Below are 22,486 nucleotides of genomic sequence, written 5' to 3' on the forward strand. Positions count from 1 at the left end.
GGCCGTTCCGCCGCCACCGGTTCGGCGGAGCCGGGGACCGACGTGCCGTCAGTTCCCCAATGGACAGCTTTGTATGACTATGTCCAACATCAGGAGCATGCGTGGATTCCTTGCTTCCTCGATCGGTGTCACGTGCGCGGCCGCCCTCGCTCTTCCGCTCACTCCACCCGCCGCCGCGTCCGTGCGCCCGGCGCTCGGAGCGGAAGCCGCCAAGAGCGGGGCGACGGCGACGGTCGGATCGGCGTCTCGGCGTGCGGACGCCGATACGCCCGTCCCCGGCAGCACTCAGTCGCTGCCCCTCGTCCCTCTCACCCGTGACCGTTCCGCCGGCACCCCCACCGAACAGGGGCTGCCCCGACGGGACGTACGTCACTTCTCCCTGGTCGGCGTCGTCTGGGACGACCCGGCCACCGAACTGCACGGCCGCGTCCAGGTCCGCACCCGCGCGGTCGCGACCGGAACCTGGTCGGGCTGGCAGGACGTCGAGACCCACAACGCCGAACACGCCGCCGACCCGGGCACCGCCGAGAGCGCCGCGGGCGGGGTGCGCGGCGCGACGGCACCGCTGTGGGTCGGCGACTCGGACGGCGTGCAGGTACGTGTGACGGCGGAGGGCGCGGATCCCGATGCGGATCCCGATGCGGATCCCGATCCGGGGGCGACGAAGCCGAAGTCGGAAGCGGAGGCGCCGAAGCCGAAGCCGAAGCCGAAGTCTGAAGCGGAGGCGCCGGAGCCGAAGCCGAAGTCCGAGGCGGCGGAACCCAAGCCCAAGCCCGAGCCCGAGGAGGGCGAGCAGGGTGGGGACGACGCGGCCGTCGCCCCGCTGCCCGCCGGTCTTCACCTCGAACTCGTCGACCCCGGCGACCCGGCGCAGAGCGAGCCCGGCCCCCGCCCCGGCTCGCTGAACCCCGAGACGCTCGGCTCCGCCGAGGCCCTCGCCGCCTCCGCCGCCAACGCCGAACTCGCACCCCTGGGCGCCACCGAGATCCCCGCCCTCGAACGCGCCGAGACCGAGCGGGAGATGCTGGCGCTGCGCGGCAGCGAACTCACCGAGGAGCAGCGGGCGAAGCCGTACATCGGCCCGCGTCCGCGCATCGTCACCCGGCGCGGCTGGGGAGCCAACGAGAGTTGGCGGGAGCGGCAGTTCGCCTACACGAACAAGGTGAAGGCGGCCTTCGTGCACCACACCGCGTCCGGCGGCAAGTACTGGTGCACCCAGGCTCCCTCGCTCATTCGCGGTATCTACCGCTACCACGTCCTGAGCATGGGCTGGCGCGACATCGGCTACAACTTCCTCGTCGACAAGTGCGGAAACATCTACGAGGGGCGCGCCGGAGGCGTGACGAAGGCGGTCCTGGGCGCGCACACCCGCGGTTTCAACAGCAACAGCATGGGGATCGCCGTCCTCGGCAGCTACGGCTCCACCAAGCCGACCGTGGCCACCGTGAACGCCATCTCCCGGCTCACCGCCTGGAAGCTGGGGCTCTACGGCGCCAATCCGCGCGGAAAGACATACCTGACGTCCGGCGGTGGCAATCTGTTCCGAAAGGGCAGGAACGTACGACTGAATGTGATCTCCGGCCACCGGGACGGCTTCTCCACGGAGTGCCCCGGCCGGCTGCTCTACGCCAAGCTCGGCACCGCCCGCGCCTCCGCGGCCCGTCTCCAGGGCCGCTGAGGCGGGAAGGGCACTTCACGGGTAGGCACGGAGAAGTACGGGGGAGCACGGGCGAGTACGGGCGAGTACGGGGAAGTACGGGGAAGTGCCGGGCGGACCGGGAACCATGGGGAGGACCGGTCCGCTCTTGGAGCACCGGGAAGTCTGGGGCGGGAGCACATTCACCGCCGTCGGGGGAGGAGACGCGGGATGTGTCGTCATACCGCACTGCCGTCGAGGGCGCCGCACAACGGTCTGCATACACTGGCCGGCCGAAAGACAGTTCGGCCGGTCCCGGCAGGAAGCAGAGACGACAGGTGACAGAAGCGATCCTCCTGGTCGGCGGCAAGGGCACACGGCTGCGTCCGCTCACGGTCCATACGCCGAAGCCCATGGTCCGGGCGGCCGGTGTGCCGTTCCTCACGCACCAGTTGGCGAGAGCGAGAGCGGCGGGCGTCGAGCACATCGTGCTGGCCACGTCGTATCTGGCCGAGGTCTTCGAGCCGTACTTCGGTGACGGTTCGGCGCTGGGGCTGCATCTGGAGTACGTGACGGAGGAGGAGCCTCTCGGCACGGGTGGCGCGATCCGGAACGTGGCGTCCCGGCTGCACTCGGGGCCCGAGGACCCGGTCCTGATCTTCAACGGGGACATCCTGACGGGCTTGGACATCAGGGCGTTGATCCGTACGCACGAGACGACGGGAGCTGATGTCTCCCTCCACCTCACGAAGGTGACGGACCCGCGGGCGTACGGGCTCGTCCCGACGGACGACACGGGCCGAGTGACGGCGTTCCTGGAGAAGCCGCAGACGCCCGAGGAGATCGTCACCGACCAGATCAACGCGGGGGCGTACGTCTTCCGTCGGTCGGTCATCGACACGATTCCGGCGGGGCGGCCGGTGTCGGTGGAGCGCGAGACCTTCCCGGACCTGCTGTCGGCCGGGGCGCACCTTCAGGGCATGGTCGACTCGACGTACTGGCTCGACCTCGGCACGCCGGCGGCGTTCGTCCGGGGCTCGGCGGACCTGGTCCTCGGCCGGGCTCCGTCCCCGGCGGTTCCCGGCCGGTGCGGCGACCGTCTGATCCTTCCCACGGCTCGGGTGGCCCCCGACGCGAAGCTGACGGGCGGCACGGTGGTGGGCGAGGGCGCGTTCGTGGCCGAGGGTGCGCGCGTCTTCGGCAGCACGATCCTGCCGGGTGCCGTCATCGAGCCCGGCGCCATCATCACCGACTCCCTCATCGGCACCCGCGCCCGCGTGGGGGAACGCTCGGTCCTCACGGGGACGGTCATCGGCGACGGCGCGGTGATCGGCGCCGACAACGAACTGCGGGACGGGGCGCGGGTGTGGTGCGACGCGCAGATACCGGCGGGGGCGGTGCGCTTCTCACCGGATCTGTAGGCGGTGCCTGCTGGGTGGGGTGCGGGCAGCGCCTGCGGCTGGGGGTGGGTCGGGGCCGCGCCGGGGGGTGTCCGTCCTCGGTCCGGCGGTTGCTGTGCCTCAGAAGGTGCCGTGTCTTGACGCCGGCCGCTGCGGGCGGACACCCCCCGGCACGGCCCCTTGCCGCAGTACGCGACTGCGGGGCCACCCCCACCCGGTCTTCAGGCCCGAGCCTCTCGACGCCGGTCCGCGTTCTTTGTTTTCAGCCCGTCCGGCGTTTGAGGACGAGGCCGTTCAGGCCGAAGCGGGGGTCTGGGGGCGCAGCCCCCAGGGATGGGATGGGTAAGGGCGGCGGGGGCGAGGAAAAAGGGGCACGTACGGTGCGGGCCGGTGTTGTCACAGGCGGCCGATATCGCCTCGCGGCATCCGCGGAGCCCGCCGCGCCGGCACCCTCCCGCTCAGCAGGATCAACCGAGCCGCCCGATGCCGCTGCCCCGCATACGGCTCCAGCAACTCCAGCATCACGGAGTCATCCGCATCCCGATCCCCGGCCAACGCGAACCCCACGATCCCCGGCAGATGTAGATCCCCCACGGTCACCGCATCGGCCGCCCCATGACTGCGCTGCACGACCTCCGCCGACGTCCACGGCCCGATCCCCGGCACGACCTCCAACCGGGCCTGCGCCTGAGCCGGTGGCATCCGCACGGCCTCCTCCATCCGCGCAGCGACCCGCACGGCCCGCAGAATCGTCGACGCCCGCTTGTTGTCGACCCCGGCCCGATGCCACTCCCAGGACGGAATCAGCGCCCAGGTCCGCGCGTCCGGCATGACATGCATGTGCCCCGGCGCGGGCCCGGGAGCCGGCTCCCCGAACTTCCGCACCAGCAACCGCCACGCCCGATACGCCTCATCGGTCGTGACCTTCTGCTCCAGCACCGACGGAATCAACGACTCCATCACCAGCCCGGTCCGCGTCAGCCTCAGCCCAGGCCGCCGATGCCGGGCCATCGCCACCACCCGGTGCCGCGGCACGAAGACGGACGGATCGTCGGCGGCCCCGAGCAGTTCCGGCAGCCGCTCCAGCAGCCACTCGGCCCCCGGCCCCCACGCCTCGCCCCGCACCTCGGCCCCGCGCGCGGCGACCCGCAGCGTCCCGGGCCCGGCGGGCGTGAGGCTGGCCCGCCACACGGAGCCGTCCGGCATCGCCCGGAACGTCGGATCCCCCGGCCCGCGCCGCAGAGGCCCCAGCACCAGCCCGAGATCGAGCGGCCACTCCGGCACCAAGGCCCGCACCCGCCCGGCGGCCGAGGCCTGCCGCGGTATCCCCCCGGGCACGGCGACATGCCCACCGCGCACGGTCGTACGCGTGGGCCGCGGAGAGAAACGTCCTGCCACGAATGAGGTCCTAGGGGGAGAGGAGGTGTCCTACGAGCGTAGGCGCTGGACGGTGTGGGTCACCGCACCTCGACGAAAGCCGCCGCATCCCGCTCCGGCCTCGCCCGCGGCGCTTCCGCCGCGTGGCCGACCGCCACCGCCCCCATCGGATCCCAGTCCTCCGGCAGCCCGAGCACCTCGCGCACCACGTCCCGGCAGAACATCGTCGACGACACCCACGCCGAGCCCAGCCGCTCCCCGGCCAGCGCGACCAGGAAGTTCTGCACCCCGGCCCCGGTGGCGACGACGAACATCTCCCGCTCGGCGCCGTCCCGCCGCGTGTCGCCGTAGGTGTGCGAACCGTCCATGACCAGGCACGGCACCACCAGATACGGCGCGTTGCGCAGCACGTCCCCGCGCCGTACCCGCTTGGCGATCGACTCCTCGCTCTTGCCGTCGCGCCGGAGGTCGGCGATCCAGGCGTCGCGCATCGCGTCGAGCAGCCGCGTCCGTGACTCCGGAGACTCCAGCAGCACGAACCGCCACGGAGTGGTGTGGTGCGGCGCCGGCGCCGTGACCGCCGCGGCGACGGCTCGTCGTACGGCCCCGGGGTCGACGGGCTCGTCCGTGAACGCCCGTACCGTACGGCGCTGGGTCACCGCCTCCCGTACCGCCTCCGAGGTACCCAGCCGGAACATGTCGTCACGCGCGTCGCGCACCATGGCCCGCGCGCCGGCCCCGTGGTCCTCGGTCACGGTGTGCGCCAGCCCGCGCACCACGGCGACGGGCAGCCCGGCGGCCTTGCCCTTGACCAGGTCACCGGCGGCGGCGAGTTCGTCGGCGGTCGCCACGACGGTCGCGCTGAGCGGGTTGCCGTGCGCGTCCGTGCCGCCGCGCAGGTCGTCGAGCACATGGATGCCGGCGGCGCCGATCGCCACGTCGGTGAGCCCGGCGCGCCAGGGACGCCCGAAGGTGTCGGTGACGAGGACGCCGACGTCGACGCCGAGGGTGTCGCGCAGCCCGTCGCGGATCGCCCGCGCGGACGCGTCCGGGTCCTCGGGCAGCAACAGCACGGTCCCGGCGGGAGTGTTGGAGGCGTCGACCCCGGCGGCGGCCATCACCAGGCCCTGCCGGTTCTCGACGATGCGCAGGGGGCCGCGGCGCGCCACGACCCGTACCGTCTCCGCGTCGATCGCGGACTCCCGGTCGCCCGCCTCCACGAGCCGGCCCTCGGCCTTGGAGACGATCTTCGAGGTGACCAGCAGCACGTCCCCGTCGACGAGACCGGGCTCGGCGGCCGCGATCAGCTTGGCCAGGTCGTCGCCCTGCGCGACCTCGGGGATACCGGGGACGGCCCACACCCGGTAGCCGGGGGCGCCGGGCCGCTCTTGCTGCTGCTCGCCGCTCAAATTCCCCGCACCTCCTCCGCCAGCTCCAGCGCCTCGCGGGCCATCTGCGCGGTGGCGTCGAGGTCGGTCATCATCAGCGGTACGGCCCGGCAGCGGATCCCGGCCGCCTCGACCCGCTCCACCGAGCCGGCGTCCACGGTGTCCACGAGCCAGCCGTCGAGCAGCCCCGAGCCGTAGTGCTCGGCGACCGCGGCGGCCGTCGACTCCACGCCCACCGCCGCGAGCACCTTGTCGGCCATCCCGCGCACGGGCGCGTCCCCGACGATGGGGGAGAGGCCGACGACCGGCACGCCCGCGTCGGCGATCGCCTCGCGGATGCCGGGCACGGCGAGGATGGTGCCGACCGAGACGACCGGGTTGGACGGCGGGAAGAGGATCACGTCGGCCTGGGCGACGGCCTCCAGGACGCCGGGCGCTGGCTTCGCCTGCTCGGCGCCGACCGGCACGATCGCCTCGGCGGGGACCGAGGCCCGCAGCCGTACCCAGTACTCCTGGAAGTGGACGGCCTTGCGCTCGCCCTCCTCCACGACGGCGACATGCGTCTCCACGCGGTCGTCGGTCATGGGGATGAGCCGCACTCCCGGCCTCCAGCGGTCGCAGAGGGCTTCCGTGACCGCGCTCAGCGGATATCCGGCGCCGATCATCTGCGTCCGCACGATGTGCGTGGCGAAGTCCCGGTCGCCGAGCCCGAACCACTCCGGGCCCACGCCGTACGCCGCGAGCTCCTCCTTGAGGTGGAAGGTCTCGTCGGCCCGGCCCCAGCCCTGTTCCTCGTTGATACCGCCGCCGAGCGTGTACATCACCGTGTCGAGGTCCGGGCAGACCTTCAGCCCGAAGAGGTGGATGTCGTCCCCGGTGTTGCCGATGACCGTGATGTCCGCGTCCGGCACGGCCCGCTTCAGACCACGCAGGAACCGGGCACCACCGATGCCGCCTGCCAGAACCACAATGCGCATGGGCCCAAGTCTTGCAGGCGGGTACGACAACGCGTCAGGCAGTCACCGGACGCGCCTCGGTGCGCGCCTCGCAGGCCGACGAGGTGTGCATCGGCATCTCGGTGAGGCCCGGGTAGTACACGTGCAGGCTGACCGCCGGCTCCAGCGCGTCGTTGACCACGTCGTGCGCGTACCCCGGGGCGAACACCCGCTGGGCGCCGGCCGCCAGCACGCGCGTGCCGCGCTCCGTGCGCTCGGTGAGCGTGCCGTCGAGGACGGTCAGGACGCCGGAGGAGCGGCCGTGGTCGTGCAGGCCGCTGCTCTGTCCGGGGACCCAGGACAGCAGCCACACCTCGTAGCCGGGGCCGGTGCGCAGCCGGTGGTACCAGCGCGTGGTGGCGTCGTACCGGACGAGGTGCTCCCACTGCGAGCGGTCGGCGGCGATGGAGCGGGCCAGGCCGACGAACTCGGCGACGGTGGCCGGGTGCTCGCGCGGTGCCTGGAGGAGGTGCGGGACTTCGAGGATGTCGCCGGCGATCTGGAGGTCGCTGTCGCTGTTCATGAGGTGCGTGGGTTCCTTGGCGGAAGTGGGGGATGGCTGGGTGTCGGTCGCCGTCCGCCCGGGTCGCGGGGGACGCAGTGGCCCTGGTCGGGGCGTGGGAACAAGCAGCCGAGTCGCGGTGGACTCAGGGGCAGCCGGAGCGGCGGGAGAGGCTCAACAGCTGGAACAGCAACAACAGCTACAGCGAGCGCGGGCAGCACCGTGGGACCCGGCGGTGCGGGTCGAGGTGAGTGCCGAGTTCGCGAGCATGCCCACAAGGACAGCGGTTCGCACCATCGGTGTCAACTCGGCGCCCGCCCTGTGGGACATGTTTCACCTCATCCGGTTCATCTCTGTGACGAAAGGTTTGTTCATGAGATGGACGGGACACATGGCGCACAATCGGGCGCACGGCGTCGTTGTGATCCTGTGATCCGACTGTGATCCGGTTCGCTTCCGCGCGTGTGTGCAACGAGATCGAACTTCTGGGCGTCCTTTTCCGTACAGGCTCTGCGGAGGGCAGGGGGCTCTCCTGGGTCTCGCCCGCGTGTCAAGGTTTATGCCGATTTGAACACTTTCCGCTAGGCCTTGGTTCCGCAGAGTGAATAAGGGGCTCAATAGCAGATCTCGGCTTGACTCGCCCGGAGCAGCACACTTGTAATTTCACTCGTGTCGTTCAGCCGGAATCGGTAACGGCTACATCACGGGGACGCGAAAGACAGACGAGGGGCGCACATGACCGAGCTGGTGCAGCAACTGCTGGTCGACGACGCGGACGAGGAACTCGGCTGGCAGGAGCGCGCGCTGTGCGCCCAGACCGACCCCGAGTCCTTCTTCCCCGAGAAGGGCGGCTCCACCCGCGAGGCCAAGAAGGTCTGCCTCGCCTGTGAAGTCCGCTCCGAGTGCCTCGAATACGCCCTCGCCAACGACGAGCGCTTCGGCATCTGGGGCGGTCTGTCCGAACGGGAGCGTCGACGGCTCAAGAAGGCGGCCATCTGACCGCACACCGGTCGCCCGGCCGTCGTGGGCCGGGCCGCAGGACCGAGCGGCCGCACACTCATACGTCTCGAACAGGTCTCGAACGGCCCGTCGCAGGTGGGTTATCCACAGGCGGCGGGCCGCCGTGATGCCCAGCCGATAGTGTGGTCGCTCGTCCGAGACGCCCCGGTGTCCCCTCGGGGCACGGGCGTCCACCGCAGTCCATCGAACCGGGGCCCGTACCTCGATGTCCGTGCACAGCCACACGGCAGCCCAGCACGACTCCGCTGCCACTCCTGAGTTCCCGCGCCATGTGGTGACAGCAGTGCTCGTCTCCCACGACGGCGCCCGCTGGCTGCCCGACGTGCTCGCCGGGCTGCTCGGCCAGGAGCGTCCCGTCCAGTTCGCCGTCGCGGCCGACACCGGCAGCGCGGACCAGTCCGCGCAGCTGATCACCGACGCCCTCGGCGCCGACCGCGTACTGCACCTCGCGCGGCGCACCGGATTCGGCCAGGCCGTCGAGGAGGCCAACCGCACCGCGCCCCTCCTCACCCCGGACGAGCTGACGTATCTGAAACGGCCCAGCGGCTGGGACCCCGTCACGCGCACCTGGCGCGACGACGCCTACGACATGCCGGAACTCCCCCACGGGGAGCCGGTCCAGTGGCTGTGGCTCCTGCACGACGACTGCGCCCCCGAACCCGACGCCCTGGCCCAGCTGCTGCGCGTCGTGGAGAACGAGCGCGAGCTGGGGCGCGACGACATCGCCGTGGTCGGCCCGAAACTGCGCGGCTGGTACGACCGCCGCCAGCTCCTGGAGGTCGGCGTCACCATTGCCAACTCCGGCCGCCGCTGGACCGGCCTGGACCGCCGCGAGCAGGACCAGGGCCAGCACGACCACGTGCGCCCGGTGCTGTCCGTGTCCACCGCCGGCATGCTCGTCCGGCGCGACGTCTTCGAGGAACTCGGCGGCTTCGACCGGCGACTGCCCCTCATGCGGGACGACGTCGACCTGTGCTGGCGCGCCACCGCCGCCGGGCACCGTGTCCTCATCGCCCCCGAGGCGGTCGTACGACACGCCGAGGCGTCCTCCCGCGAGCGCCGCACCGTCGACTGCGTGGGCCGCACCGCCGCCTCCCCGCACAAGGTCGACAAGGCCGGCGCCGTCTACACCCTGCTCGTCAACACCCGCACCGCCGTGCTGCCCTGGGTGCTGCTGCGCCTGGTCGTCGGCACCGTCGTGCGCACGCTCGCCTACCTCGTCGGCAAGGTCCCCGGACAGGCCCTCGACGAGATCCGCGGCCTGATGGGCACCCTGCTGCGTCCCGAGCGGATCATCGCCGGGCGGCGCAGGCGCGGGCGTCCCGTCATCGACAAGGTCGAGATGCGGGCCCTGTTCCCGCCGCCCGGCGCGACCGTGCGGGCCACCGTCGAGCAGGTCGCGGGCAGCCTCGTCGGCCGCTCCGACCCCGAGGTGACCTCAGGCGCGGGACGGCACGGCAGCGCCGTCGAGTCCGGACCCGGCGGCGACGACGCCGACTTCCTGGAGATAGAACAGTTCGCACGCCTCAAGCGCGTCGCCCGCAAGCCCGGGCCGGTGCTCTTCCTGGTGCTGCTGTTCGTCTCGCTCATCGCCTGCCGCGAGCTCCTCGGCGGCGGCGCGCTCGCGGGCGGCGCCCTGCTGCCCGCCCCGGCCGAATCCGGCGAGATGTGGGCCCGTTATCTGGACGCCTGGCATCCGGTGGGCGCCGGCGGCACCCAGTCCGCGCCGCCGTACCTCGCGCTGGTGGCGATGCTCGCCTCCACCCTGCTGGGCTCGACCGGGCTCGCGGTGACCGTGCTGCTGGTCTGCTCGGTGCCGCTGGCCGGCTTCACCGCGTACTTCGCCTCCCGTCCGCTCGTCGAGTCGCGCCTGCTGCGCGCCTGGGCGGCCGTCGTCTACGCCTTCCTGCCCGCCGCCACCGGCGCCCTCGCCGGCGGCCGCATCGGCACCGCCGTACTCGCCGTCCTGCTGCCGCTGATCGCCCGCGCGGGCATCGCGGCCAGTGGCCTGGCGAACAGCTCCGAAGCGCGCGGCAGCTGGCGTGCCACCTGGGCGTACGCCCTGCTCCTGGCCGTCGCCACGGCCTTCACGCCGATCATCTGGCCCATCGCGCTGCTCCTCGGCGTCGGGCTGCTGGCGGTGCGCCGCACCGACATCACCGCCTACGGACTGCGTTTCCTCGCTCAGTTCGGTGCGCCCCTGCTGGTGCTCGCGCCCTGGTCGCTGTCGCTGTTGCCGTTCGGCTTCTTCCGCGAGGCCGGTCTGGAGTACGGCGCTTCGGCCGCGTCCGCCCTCGACCTGCTCGGCGCCAGCCCCGGCGGGCCCGGCACCGTCAGCGGACTGATGCTCATCGGCGTCGTCCTGGCCGCGCTGGCCGCCCTGCTGCGCTCCGAGCGTCAGCTGGGGATCCGGACCGCCTGGGTGGTCGCCCTGCTGGGCTTCCTCTTCGCGGTCCTGTCCAACGGCTCCACCTGGGCCGGCCCCGCGACCCTCGTCTACGGCATCGCCCTGCTGGCCGCCGCCCTGCTCGGCGCCGACGGGGCACGCTCGCGCGTGGCCGAGCAGAGCTTCGGCTGGCGTCAGCCGGTCGCCGCGCTGATCGCCTTCACCGCGGCGGCGGGCCCGCTGCTCGTCGCCGCCGGCTGGATGATCCGCGGTGCCGACGGCCCGCTGGAGCGGCGCGATCCCGTGCAGGTGCCCGCGTTCGTCGCCGAGGAGAGCGGCACCCGCGACCAGGCCCGCACCCTCGTCCTCGACAGCGACTCCTCGGCCCACGTCGGCTACATGCTCGTGCGCGGCTCCGGCGCCCGCCTCGGCGACGCCGAACTGGCCGTGGCCGACGGGGAGAACGCCAAGCTCGACAAGATCGTCGCCAACCTCGTCGCCGGTTCCGGCGCCGACCAGGCGGACCAGCTGGGCGCGTTCGCCGTGCGCTACGTCCTCGTCCACAAGGGCGCCCCGCGCGACGTCACGCGCGTGCTGGACGCCACGCCGGGTCTGTCGCGGCTGAGCGAGCAGAACGGCAGCGCGCTGTGGCGGATCGACCGCCAGGTGTCGCGGGCGGCCATCGTCGCGGGGTCCGGCTCGGGCACCGCGGCCGGTGAGCCCCAGGCGGTCGCCGCCGGGCCCGTCGAGATCCACACCACGGTCCCGGCCGGCTCCGACGGGCGGGTGCTGCGGCTCGCCGACAGCGTCGACGACGGCTGGACGGCCACGCTCGACGGCAAGGAGCTCACCCCGACCACGGTCGACGGCTGGGCCCAGGGCTTCGAACTGCCCGCCGACGGCGGCAGGCTCGACGTCACCTACGACGACCCGATCGGCCACACCGTCTGGCTGTGGGCCCAGGGCTTCCTCGCCCTCGTGCTCGTCGTGATGGCGCTGCCCGGACGCCGCCGTGACGTCGACGACGACCTGCCCGAGGAGACGCCCGTCCCGGCCGAGGCCATGGCGGGCGAGGGCCGCAGGGCCCGTCGACTGCGCGCCCAGGCCGAGGCCGAAGAGGGCGCTCAGGGCGGGGAGTTCCCGCCGCCACCGGCACAGGAGCCGTCCACGGCCGTTCCGCAGCAGACGCCGTACGGCGAGTGGGACACGCCCAGCTACGCGGGCGCCGAGTACGGCAACTACGGCGGCGAGCAGTACCAGGGCGGTCAGGGCGGCGAGCAGTATCCGGCGGGCGGCGCCTACGACCAGGGGTACCAGGCGGACCCCTACCAGGGCGGCCAGTACGACCCGTACGCGTACGGCGGTCAGGCACAGGGCGCGGCGTACGACCCCTCGTACGACCAGACCTACCAGCAGGGTTACGACGCCACGTACGACCAGCAGCAGCAACAACAGCAGCAGCACGGCAGCGAGCGTTCCGACGGGAGCCAGCAGTGAACCGCACCACCCTGTCCTTCATCGCCGGCGTCGGCGCCCTCGCCGCCGTCACCGGGTTCGCGGCGCTGACGTCACCGGACGCGTCCGGCGCGAGCCCCGCGAAGGCGGCGGCCGAGCTGCCGGTGGAGCGTACGAGTCTGGTGTGCCCGGCGCCCAGCAGTTCGGACCTCGCCGAGACGACGTACACCTCGTTCACGCCCGTCACCAAGGGAACGGCGAGCGACGGCAAGGCGGAACTGCTGGCCGCGGGCGAGGAGTCGGGAGCCGCGGCCGGCGACAAGGGCGCCAAGGACGAGAAGGCCGGCAAGGACGAGAAGGGCGGCAAGGGCGGCAGGACCGCCGCCGACAAGCCCGTCCTCACGGCCAAGGAGCCGGGGAAGCCGGTGACCGAGGACGCCTCCGGGGCCGACTCGCCGGCGCTGGTCGGGACCGCCGACGGCAAGTTCGCGCCCGGTTGGACCGTCCAGCAGACCACGCAGGTCGCGGCGGGCACGGGGCGCGGGCTCCAGGGCGTCAACTGCACCGCTCCGGACACCGAGTTCTGGTTCCCGGGCGCCAGCACGGCCCCCGACCGCACGGACTACGTGCATCTGACGAACCCCGACGACTCCGCCGCCGTCGTCGACATCGAGCTGTACGGCAAGGACGGCGCCCTGGAGACCACGGTGGGGGAGGGGATCACGGTTCAGCCGCACTCCGGCGAGCCGATACTCCTGTCCACGCTCACCAGCGAGAAGCAGGACAACGTCACCGTGCACGTGAGCGTGCGCAGCGGCCGGGTGGGCGCCTCGGTGCAGGCGCTGGACGACAAGCTCGGCGGCGACTGGCTCGCGGCGTCCGTCGATCCCACGGGGAGCCTGGTGCTGCCCGGCATCCCGAAGGACGCCACGGCCGTGCGGCTGGTCGTGTTCGCGCCGGGGGAGGCGGACGCGGACCTGAAGGTGCGGCTCGCCTCGCCGTCGGGCTCGATCACACCCGCCGGGAACGAGACGCTGCACGTCAAGGGCGGGATGACCAGCGCGGTCGACCTCGGTGACGTGATGCGGGGCGAGCCGGGGTCGCTCGTGCTGACGCCCTCGGACCACTCCGTGCCGGTGGTCGCGGCGGTTCGGGTGGTGCGCGGGAAGGGCGCCGCGCAGGAGACGGCGTTCATCCCGGCCGGCAGGGCCGTCGGCCAGCGCGCGACGGCGGTGGACAACACCGCGAAGGGCACGAGGCTCTCCGTGACGGCGCCGTCCGCCACGGCGGAGATCAAGGTCACCGCGTCCGCGGGCAGCGAGGGCGGTTCGGCGGTCTCGAAGACGTACACGGTCAAGTCCGGTACCACCCAGGAGGTGGAGGTGCCCGTCCCGAGCGGCCTCAAGGGCACCTACGCCCTCACGGTCGAGACGGTGTCGGGCGGGCCGGTGTACGCGTCCCGCACGCTGACCTCGTCGCTGGACGGCGTCTCCGCCTTCACCGTGCAGGCGCTGCCGGACGACCGGGGGATGGTGGCCGTGCCCGAGGCGGACGAGGACCTGTCGGTCCTGCAGAAGTAACGGCTCCGTCGGTGCCGCGGAAGCGCCGGCACCGGCGGCCGTCAGTCCTCGCCGTAGCGCGGATCGACCGTCTCCGGCGTGAGTCCCAGCAGCTCCGCCACCTGCTCCACGACCACCTCGTGGACCAGAGCAGCCCGCTCGTCCCGGCCCTTGGTGCGGATCTCCACCGGGCGGCGATAGATGACCACGCGCGCGGGGCGTCCCTCACGGGCGGCGATCGTGCCGCCCAGGGGGACCGCCTCGTCGTTCCAGGTCCGGCCGTCGAGGCGGGGGACCTCGAGGACGAGGAAATCGATGTCGGTCAGTTGCGGCCAGCGGCGTTCGAGGCGCTCCACGGAGTCCTGTACCAGGTCCGCGAAGACATCGGCGCGGCTGGCGGCGAGGGGGACCTGGGGTGGTGCGATCGGGCCGCGCATGCCCCGTCCGTGGCGATCACGGCGGCGGGGCCCGGGGCCTGCGGCACGGGGCGGTACGGGGGTGTCCATCACTGATGAAGGGTAGTCCTCACGGCAGGTACCTGTCCGATCGCGGCGGGGTGCGGGGGCGGCGTCCCCCTGTCCGTACGGCATGTCGGCAGATGACCATTCCAGCCAAGCTTGGGCTCGATTCGGCATCTCTCCGAGACCGTCGAAGACGAGGTAAATGTGGGTTTTGTGTTGAGTGGTGACCGGTTCTGTCGCTGCCCGGTATTCCGCAACGCGGCTTTTGGGCAGGTCAGGAGGGTGGGGCAAGAGGGGCGCGCGGAATGCCTCACAACACGACACGGTGGGGTGACCTGGGGGAGAGTCGTCGCGGCCCGCTCAAGAGTGCGGTACCGTCCAACGTCGTGAGCCCTGTACGTCGCTGTTCGCGCACCGCTTGCGGCCGTCCCGCCGTCGCGACGCTGACGTACGTCTACGCCGACTCGACCGCGGTCCTCGGCCCGCTCGCCACCTACGCCGAACCCCACTGCTACGACCTGTGCGCCGAGCACTCCGAGCGCCTCACCGCCCCTCGTGGGTGGGAGGTCGTACGGCTGCTGGACGGCTCCGCTCCGGCCCGTCCGAGCGGGGACGACCTGGAAGCGCTTGCCAACGCCGTGCGCGAGGCGGCGCGTCCGCAGGAGCGGGCGGCCGGCGCCGGCGGCGGTGGCCGTGGCGCCGACCCGATGGAGGTCGCGCGGCGAGGTCATCTCAGGGTGCTGCGCTCGCCCGACAACTGACGGTCGGTTCCCTTCGTCTGTCTTTCCTCCCCCTCTTCGCGGTGCCTTCGTTTGGTTGAGTGCTGCACAAGCATTGACGGGCTGTTGTCGCGGACACGACCATTCCGTATGCCGAAACGAGAAATCGCTTTCCGCATGACGGAATCCCGGAGGTGCCCGTGTACATCCAGGAACTGGAGCCCGTAGCAGGCTCGCTGGGGCTGTCCGCCCTCGTGGCGACCCTGCCCCTTGTGATCGTGCTCGTCCTGCTGGGCGGGGTCCGGATGAAGGCGCATCTCGCGGGGCTCACCGGGCTTCTGGCGGCCGTACTGGTCGCCTGGCTCGCGTACGGCATGCCGCTCGACCAGACGCTCTCCAGCGGCGTCCAGGGAGCCGTCTTCGGGCTCTTCCCCATCCTGTGGATCGTCGTCAACGCCCTGTGGGTGTACCGGATGACGGTCCGGACACGGCACTTCGACATCCTCCGGCGGTCGTTCGGACGGCTGTCGGACGACCCGCGCATCCAGGCGCTCGTCGTCGCCTTCTGCTTCGGCGCCCTGCTGGAGGCCCTCGCCGGGTTCGGGGCGCCTGTCGCGATCTGCTCGGTCATGCTCGTGGCGCTCGGGTTCGAGCCGGTGCGGGCGGCCGTCGTCGCCCTGGTCGCCAACACCGCCCCCGTCGCCTTCGGTGCGATGGGGACGCCCGTGGTGACGCTCGCCCAGGTCACCGGGCTGCCGCTGGACGACGTGGCCTCCGTGGTCGGCCGGCAGACACCCTTGCTGGCGCTGGTCGTGCCGCTCGTGCTGGTCGGGCTCGTGGACGGCCGGCGCGGGCTGCGGGAGACCTGGGTGCCCGCCATGGCGTGCGGAGTCGCCTTCGCCGTCGCCCAGTTCGCCGCCTCGAACTACGTCTCCGCGCAACTCGCGGACATCGGCGCCGCGTTGGCCGGCGCGGGCGCCCTGGTCGCCGTACCGCACGCGCGTGTGCCCGCCACCGAGGCCGTACGCGCTTCCGTGCTGACCGGGTCGCGCAGCGAGGAACTCGACGAGGACGACCCGCGCGGAGAGGTCGTGCGGGCGTATGCGCCGTACGCGCTGATCGTCGTGATCTTCTCCATCGCCCAGATCCCGGTCGTCAAGGACTGGCTGGCCGGAGCGACCCAGACGTACGACTGGCCCTTCCTGAACGTCGCGAACCCGGACGGCGAGGCCGTCAGCGGCAATGTCTTCAGCTGGCCGATCGTGTCCACCGGCGGCACCCTCGTGCTGATCGCCGGGCTGCTCACGGCGGTCGTTCTGGGGGTCCACGCGCGCGTGGCCGTCAAGGAGTGGGCCGCCACCGTGCACGAGCTGCGGTTCGCCATCCTGACCGTGACGTCCGTGCTCGCGCTCGCCTACGTCATGAACCTGTCCGGGCAGGCCGCCACCATCGGCCACTTCGTGGCGGCGGCCGGCGCCGGGCTCGCCTTCCTGTCGCCGGTGCTGGGCTGGTTCGGGGTGGCCGTGTCCGGGTCGGACACCTCGGCCAACGCGCTGTTCGGGGCGTTGCAGGTGACGGCCGCGCGGGAGTCCGGGCTGTCGCCGGAACTCCTGGCCGCCGCCAACAGTTCAGGAGGTGTGCTCGGCAAGATGATCTCGCCGCAGAACCTCACCATCGCGTGCGCGGCCGTGGGACTCGCGGGCAAGGAGGGCGACCTGCTGCGCCGGGTCCTGCCCTGGAGCCTGGGGCTGCTGCTGGTGATGTGCCTGATCGTGGTCGGCCAGAGCTCACCGGTACTGGGCTGGATGCTGCCCTGACCTTGAAGGTTACGGCTGGGGGTCCACTCGGCGACCGTCCGGCGCACTGTCGGTCCCGGCAGGTAGTTTGTGGTGACCGACAGGACTTTCAGGAGGGGTGTCCGTGGCTGCTGATCTGTCACAGCTGGTGAAGGCGTACGACGTGCGCGGGGTCGTACCCGATCAGTGGGACGAGTCGCTGGCCGAGCTCTTCGGCGCCGCCTTCGTCCGGGTGACGGACGCGAGCGCGATCGTCATCGGCCACGACATGCGCCCCTCCTCGCCCGGCCTGTCCCGCGCCTTCGCACGCGGTGCCGCGGCCCAGGGCGTCGACGTCACCGAGATCGGCCTGTGCTCCACGGACCAGCTCTACTACGCCTCGGGCGCGCTGAACCTGCCGGGCGCCATGTTCACGGCCTCGCACAACCCGGCCCAGTACAACGGCATCAAGATGTGCCGCGCCGGCGCCGCCCCGGTCGGCCAGGACACCGGCCTCGCCGAGATCCGCGAACTGGCCGAGAACTGGCTGGAGTCGGGCGCCCCGGCCCCGGCCGAGCGCACGGGCACGATCACGCGGCGTGACACGTTGGAGGACTACGCGGCCCACCTCCGCTCCCTCGTCGACCTGACCTTGATCCGCCCCCTGAAGGTCGTCGTCGACGCGGGCAACGGCATGGGCGGCCACACCGTGCCGACCGTCTTCGGCGGCCTCCCGCTGGACGTCGTCCCGATGTACTTCGAGCTGGACGGCACCTTCCCGAACCACGAGGCGAACCCGCTGGACCCGGCGAACATCGTCGACCTCCAGAAGCGGGTCCGCGAGGAGGGCGCCGACCTCGGCATCGCCTTCGACGGCGACGCCGACCGCTGCTTCGTCGTCGACGGGCGCGGCGAGCCCGTCTCCCCGTCCGCCATCACCGCCCTGGTGGCCTCGCGCGAGCTCGCCAAGCACGGCGGCAAGGGCACGGTCATCCACAACCTGATCACGTCCTGGTCGGTCCCGGAGGTCGTCCGGGAGAACGGCGGCACCCCGGTCCGCACCCGTGTCGGCCACTCCTTCATCAAGGCCGAGATGGCGAAGTCCGGCGCGATCTTCGGCGGCGAGCACTCCGCCCACTACTACTTCAAGGACTTCTGGAACGCCGACACCGGCATGCTGGCCGCCCTCCACGTCCTCGCCGCCCTCGGCGGCCAGGAGGGCCCCCTGTCCGGCCTGGTCGCCCAGTACGACCGCTACGCCGGCTCCGGCGAGATCAACTCCACCGTCGCCGACCAGACGGACCGCCTCGCCGCGATCAAGGCCGCGTACGAGGGCCGCGACGACATCCACCTGGACAACCTCGACGGCCTCACGGTCACCGCCCCCGACTGGTGGTTCAACGTCCGCCCGTCCAACACGGAGCCCCTGCTCCGCCTGAACGCGGAGGCCAGGGACGAGGAGACGATGAGAAAGGTACGGGACGAGGCGTTGGCGATCATCAGGGCTTGATCCCACGGTGTGCCTGGCGCCCGCCCACCTGCTGGGCTTCGCCGTTGAGGCCGGTCAGCAGCTTTTCAGCCCGTCCGGCGTTTGAGGACGAGGCCGTTCAGGCCGAAGCGGGGTCTGGGGCGGCAGCCCCAGAAGCAGTCCGGGGCCGAAGGGGCAGCGCCCCTGGAGGAAGGGACGGGCAGGGGCGGCGGGGGCGAAAACCCCAGGCCCCCGCACAACACCGCCCAACCCCGGCACCCCGCCCCCACCGGCGGTACGCTGACCAGGCACATCCGCACACCCGCACGCACCACCGACCCCCACCCCAGAAGGGACCCGCCATGCCGCTGGAAGCCGGCCTCCTGGAGATCCTCGCCTGCCCGGCCTGCCACGCCTCCCTCAAGGAGCAGGAAGCCGAGCTGATCTGCACCGGCCAGGACTGCGGCCTTGCCTACCCGGTCCGCGACGGCATCCCGGTCCTCCTGGTGGACGAGGCCCGCCGCCCCGCGTAACGACGAGGCCCGCCGCCCCGCGTAACGACGAGGCCCGCCGCCCCACGTGGTGGGGAACACGAACTCCACAGGCGCCCCGGCACGGCCCTGGTACCGAACCAGGCACGCCCCACCCGACAGACCCCAAAGAACCCCCGGCGATCGGAGGCCGTCGCCCATGCTCGACGAATCGCTGCTCGACACGCCGGAGGCACTCGCCGACGCCGACCGCCGTGCCCTGCTGCGCGGCGCGGCCGAAGCCGGCGCCCGCGTCCGCACCGCCGCCCGGTACGCCGTAGAGGCCGGCGTTCATGACCTCAAGCCGGACGGCCGCCCCCGAGCCATCCTCATCGCGGGCCCCGGCGCCGCCGCCACCTGCGTCGCCGACCTCCTCGGCACCCTCGCCGGCGCCACCAGCCCGGTCACCCGGCTGGCACCGGCCGGCGTGGCCCCCGCCGCGGGCGCCCTGCGCTGGGAGCTCCCCGGCTGGGCCGGCTCCGTCGACCTCCTGCTGATCGCCACCCCCGACGGCACCGAACCCGGCCTGTCGCTGCTCGCCGAGCAGGCCTACCGCCGCGGCTGCACGGTCGTCGCCGTGGCCCCCGCGGGCACCCCGCTCACCGAGTCGACGCAAGGCAACCACGGCCTGTTCGTGCCGATGGCGACCGCCCCGTACGAGCAGGACGAGTCCCTCGCCGCCTCCGCCCCCGGCGTCCTGTGGGCCCTGCTCACACCGCTCCTCGCGCTCCTGGACCGCACCGGTCTGCTCACCGCCCCGCCCGACGCCGTCGAGAAGGTCGCCGACCGCCTCGACCACATCGCCGAGCGCTGCGGCCCCGCCATCGCGACGTACAGCAACCCCGCCAAGACCCTCGCCGCCGAACTCGCCGACGCGCTCCCGCTGATCTGGACCGAGGGCGTCTCCGCGGGCCCGGCCGGCCGCCGTTTCGCCGCCGCGCTCGCCGAGCTCTCCGGCCACCCCGCCGTCGTCGCCGAACTGCCCGAGGCACTCGCCTCGCACAGCGCCCTGCTCGCAGGCCGGCTCGCGGCGAGCGCGGACCCCGACGACTTCTTCCGCGACCGCGTCGAGGAGACACCGGCCCTGCACGCGCGCGTGGTCCTGCTGCGCGACCGGCCGATCGGCGGCCTCACCGCAGCGCCCAGCGCCCGCGACCTCGCCCTCAGCCACGACACACCGATCAGCGAGCTGGAGCCGGAACCCGGCGGTGAGCTGGAGACCCTCGCCGAACTGATCGCCATCACGGATTTCGCCGCCGTTTACCTGGCGCTCGCCTCGGGGGCCTGATCTGTCCCTGGACGCCCCGACAGCCGTACGACGGCGCAACCGGCAGTCGTACACCAGGCGAACCGGCGTCCTCCCCGAAGAGAACCCGCCTACCCGCAGAGAGCAGGCAGACAACCGCATGGACCGCCTCGACAACACCGTCCGCCCCTACGCCTGGGGTTCCACCACCGCGATCCCGAAGCTCCTCGGCGTCGAGCCGACCGGTGAACCGCAGGCGGAGATGTGGATGGGCGCGCACCCGGGCGCACCCTCGCGCACCGGGCGGGGCACGCTCGTCGAGGTGATCGAGGCCGGCCCGGAGCGCGAGCTGGGCGCTGCGGCGGTCGCGAAGTTCGGGCCGCACCTGCCGTTCCTGCTCAAGATCCTCGCCGCCGGCGCGCCGCTCTCCCTCCAGGTGCACCCCAACCTGCAGCAGGCCAAGGAGGGTTACGCGGACGAGGAGGCCCGCGGCATCCCCGTGGACGCCGGGCACCGCAACTACAAGGACGCCAACCACAAGCCCGAACTGATCTGCGCGCTCACCGAGTTCGACGGCCTGTGCGGCTTCCGCGACCCGCTGCGCACCGCCGACCTGCTGGACGGCCTCGGCGTCAACTCCCTCAAGCCGTACGTCGACCTGCTGCACGCCCACCCCGAGGAAGCGGCCCTGCGCGAGGTGCTCACCGCGATCCTCAGCGCCGACCCGGACGAGATGGCCCACACCGTCGCCGCGGCCGCGGCCGCCTGCTCCCGCCTCGGCGGCGAGTACGCCCCGTACGCCGACATCGCCCACCACTACCCCGGCGACCCCGGCGTCATCGCGGCCATGCTGCTCAACCACGTCCGACTCCAGCCCGGCGAGGCCCTGTTCCTCGGCGCCGGCATCCCGCACGCCTACCTCGACGGCCTCGGCGTGGAGATCATGGCCAACTCCGACAACGTCCTGCGCTGCGGCCTGACCCCCAAGCACGTCGACGTCCCCGAACTCCTGCGCATCGTGCGCTTCGAGGCGGGCGACGCGGGAGTGCTGCGCCCCGAGGCCGCCCCGGACGGCGAGGAGGTCTACGAGACCCCGATCGACGAGTTCCGGCTGTCCCGGTACGTCCTCCCGGAGGGCACCACCGCCCACGACCTCACCCGCGCGACCCCGCAGATCCTGCTCTGCACGGCCGGAGCCGTCCGCGCCGGGGAGCACGAACTGACGCCGGGCCGCTCCGTTTTCGTACCGGCGGGCGAAAAGGCCGAAGTGTCCGGGGCCGGTACGGTCTTCCGGGCCACGGTCGTCGCCTGACCGAGGGCATCTCACGACCCGGCGCGCCACCGTCGGACCGGGCTGCAACAATGGCCCACCGGCAAAGGACGGGCAAAGCCGACCGGGGGCGAGGCTCCCCTCGGCGACGCCCCGGGCGGCGTACGTACGAAGCCATGCGGGCCGAGAGGCCGCGAGGGCTGCGAACGCCACGAAGGCTACGAAGGCGAAGGGACAACGCGACACATGAGCGCGTCAGGCGGAACCAGGGCGATCGTGGCGGCACTCGCCGCCAACCTCGCGATCGCGGCATCGAAGTTCGTGGCGTTCGCGTTCAGCGGGTCGTCGTCGATGCTCGCCGAGGGCGTGCACTCGCTCGCGGACTCCGGCAACCAGGCCCTGCTGCTGGTCGGCGGCAAGAAGGCGCAGCGCGAGGCGACCCCGCAGCACCCCTTCGGCTACGGCCGTGAGCGCTACATCTACGCCTTCCTCGTCTCGATCATCCTCTTCTCCGTCGGTGGCATGTTCGCCCTCTACGAGGGCTACGAGAAGATCAAGCACCCGCACGAGATCGAGCACTGGTACTGGCCGGTGGGCGTCCTCGTCTTCGCGATCATCGCCGAGTCCTTCTCCTTCCGTACGGCCATCAAGGAGTCGAACGTCCTGCGGGGCAGGAAGTCGTGGAAGGAGTTCGTCCGCCACGCCAAGGCCCCCGAGCTGCCCGTCGTGCTCCTGGAGGACCTCGGCGCGCTGGTCGGTCTGGTCCTCGCCCTGGGCGGCGTCGGCCTCGCCCTGCTCACCGGCGACGGCGTCTGGGACGGCATCGGCACCGTCTGCATCGGCATCCTGCTCGTCCTGATCGCGGTCGTCCTGGCCATCGAGACCAAGTCGCTGCTGCTCGGTGAGGCGGCGGGCGTCGAGGACGTCGAGAAGATCGAGGCCGCCGCCGTCGACGGCGAGGTCGTCACCCGCATCATCCACATGCGCACGCTCCACCTCGGCCCCGAGGAACTCCTGGTAGCCGCCAAGATCGCGGTGAAGCACGACGACACGGCCGCCGAGGTCGCCGCCGCCATCGACGCCGCCGAGGCCCGCATCCGCGAGGCCGTCCCGATCGCCCGCGTCATCTACCTGGAGCCCGACATCTACAGCGAGGCCGAGGCGGCCAAGGGCGCCGACCGCGAGGCGACGCCGGGCGGCCCGGCACAGCACGGCACCGAGCACTGACCCGTACGGTGACGGGGCCCGCCGAGTCGATCGGCGGGCCCCGTTGTCATTGCGCGGTGCCATAGGCGCGCT

Annotated in this window: 17 protein-coding genes; 12 read left to right on the forward strand and 5 right to left on the reverse strand. The window is 72.3% G+C overall.

The genetic code is table 11. The features are described from left to right. Positions 1-97 precede the first annotated feature (97 nt). Together CP983_RS26060 and manB are read left to right on the forward strand one after the other, a co-directional pair. Positions 98-1,678 carry a peptidoglycan recognition protein family protein gene (locus CP983_RS26060; RefSeq protein WP_150502152.1) on the forward strand — a complete coding sequence of 527 codons (1,581 nt, stop codon included), beginning with the start codon at positions 98-100 and terminating at the stop codon, positions 1,676-1,678. Positions 1,679-1,974: 296 nt separating this feature from the next. After that, positions 1,975-3,057, forward strand: coding sequence for a mannose-1-phosphate guanylyltransferase (gene manB / locus CP983_RS26065; RefSeq protein WP_107905746.1), 1,083 nt, complete (start codon positions 1,975-1,977; stop codon positions 3,055-3,057). Between the two features lie 375 nt (positions 3,058-3,432). Here manB and CP983_RS26070 read toward each other — a convergent pair whose 3' ends face one another. Genes CP983_RS26070 through CP983_RS26085 form a run of 4 tightly spaced genes read right to left on the reverse strand, consistent with a single transcriptional unit; the run spans position 3,433 to position 7,319 of the window. Next, a complete protein-coding gene (locus CP983_RS26070; RefSeq protein WP_150502154.1) occupies positions 3,433-4,434 on the reverse strand; it encodes a DNA-3-methyladenine glycosylase family protein in 1,002 nt (333 codons plus the stop codon). 59 nt (positions 4,435-4,493) lie between these two features. Next, the gene (locus tag CP983_RS26075) at positions 4,494-5,822 is read right to left on the reverse strand and encodes a coenzyme F420-0:L-glutamate ligase (RefSeq protein WP_150502156.1); all 1,329 of its coding nucleotides are present in this window, start codon (positions 5,820-5,822) and stop codon (positions 4,494-4,496) included. Beyond that, on the reverse strand, positions 5,819-6,778 hold the full coding sequence (gene cofD / locus CP983_RS26080; RefSeq protein WP_150502158.1) for a 2-phospho-L-lactate transferase: 960 nt from the start codon (positions 6,776-6,778) through the stop codon (positions 5,819-5,821). The genes CP983_RS26075 and cofD overlap by 4 nt, the downstream gene beginning before the upstream one ends. A 34-nt stretch (positions 6,779-6,812) precedes the next feature. Continuing rightward, entirely contained in the window at positions 6,813-7,319 is a 507-nt protein-coding gene (locus CP983_RS26085; protein WP_107905742.1) for a cysteine dioxygenase, read from the reverse strand. A gap of 714 nt (positions 7,320-8,033) precedes the next feature. Between CP983_RS26085 and CP983_RS26095 the strand changes: the two genes are divergently transcribed. The 3 genes from CP983_RS26095 to CP983_RS26105 all read left to right on the forward strand — a co-directional run bounded on the left by CP983_RS26095 (position 8,034) and on the right by CP983_RS26105 (position 13,739). After that, complete coding sequence (locus CP983_RS26095) at positions 8,034-8,297, forward strand: WhiB family transcriptional regulator (RefSeq protein ID WP_010986447.1); 264 nt, start codon at positions 8,034-8,036, stop codon at positions 8,295-8,297. Positions 8,298-8,523: 226 nt separating this feature from the next. Further along, positions 8,524-12,201, forward strand: a complete 3,678-nt coding sequence (locus CP983_RS26100; RefSeq protein ID WP_150502160.1) for a glycosyltransferase family 2 protein — start codon at positions 8,524-8,526, stop codon at positions 12,199-12,201. Beyond that, positions 12,198-13,739 carry a DUF5719 family protein gene (locus CP983_RS26105; RefSeq protein WP_150502162.1) on the forward strand — a complete coding sequence of 514 codons (1,542 nt, stop codon included), beginning with the start codon at positions 12,198-12,200 and terminating at the stop codon, positions 13,737-13,739. The genes CP983_RS26100 and CP983_RS26105 overlap by 4 nt, the downstream gene beginning before the upstream one ends. Before the next feature lie 41 nt (positions 13,740-13,780). On the opposite strand, the gene CP983_RS26110 is transcribed toward CP983_RS26105, so the two are convergent. Beyond that, positions 13,781-14,224 carry a metallopeptidase family protein gene (locus tag CP983_RS26110; RefSeq protein ID WP_125528256.1) on the reverse strand — a complete coding sequence of 148 codons (444 nt, stop codon included), beginning with the start codon at positions 14,222-14,224 and terminating at the stop codon, positions 13,781-13,783. Positions 14,225-14,484: 260 nt separating this feature from the next. On the opposite strand from CP983_RS26110, the gene CP983_RS26115 reads away from it, so the two are divergent. The 7 genes from CP983_RS26115 (at position 14,485) to CP983_RS26145 (ending at position 22,414) form a co-directional block, all read left to right on the forward strand. Further along, positions 14,485-14,940, forward strand: a complete 456-nt coding sequence (locus tag CP983_RS26115) for a DUF3499 domain-containing protein (RefSeq protein WP_167537765.1) — start codon at positions 14,485-14,487, stop codon at positions 14,938-14,940. Between the two features lie 158 nt (positions 14,941-15,098). Then, complete coding sequence (locus CP983_RS26120; protein ID WP_150502164.1) at positions 15,099-16,715, forward strand: L-lactate permease; 1,617 nt, start codon at positions 15,099-15,101, stop codon at positions 16,713-16,715. A 103-nt stretch (positions 16,716-16,818) separates the two neighbouring features. Beyond that, positions 16,819-18,183, forward strand: a complete 1,365-nt coding sequence (locus CP983_RS26125) for a phosphomannomutase/phosphoglucomutase (RefSeq protein ID WP_150502166.1) — start codon at positions 16,819-16,821, stop codon at positions 18,181-18,183. A gap of 320 nt (positions 18,184-18,503) precedes the next feature. Further along, positions 18,504-18,674: a Trm112 family protein gene (locus CP983_RS26130; RefSeq protein ID WP_093746251.1), complete on the forward strand. Its 171-nt coding sequence runs from the start codon at positions 18,504-18,506 to the stop codon at positions 18,672-18,674. A gap of 157 nt (positions 18,675-18,831) precedes the next feature. Beyond that, complete coding sequence (locus tag CP983_RS26135; protein WP_150502168.1) at positions 18,832-19,959, forward strand: SIS domain-containing protein; 1,128 nt, start codon at positions 18,832-18,834, stop codon at positions 19,957-19,959. Between the two features lie 118 nt (positions 19,960-20,077). After that, positions 20,078-21,229, forward strand: coding sequence for a mannose-6-phosphate isomerase, class I (manA, locus tag CP983_RS26140; RefSeq protein ID WP_150502170.1), 1,152 nt, complete (start codon positions 20,078-20,080; stop codon positions 21,227-21,229). A 204-nt stretch (positions 21,230-21,433) separates the two neighbouring features. Continuing rightward, positions 21,434-22,414, forward strand: a complete 981-nt coding sequence (locus tag CP983_RS26145) for a cation diffusion facilitator family transporter (protein ID WP_107905737.1) — start codon at positions 21,434-21,436, stop codon at positions 22,412-22,414. Positions 22,415-22,486: the final 72 nt, after the last annotated feature.

The sequence above is a fragment of the Streptomyces chartreusis genome (assembly GCF_008704715.1).
GTDB classification, from domain to species: domain Bacteria; phylum Actinomycetota; class Actinomycetes; order Streptomycetales; family Streptomycetaceae; genus Streptomyces; species Streptomyces chartreusis.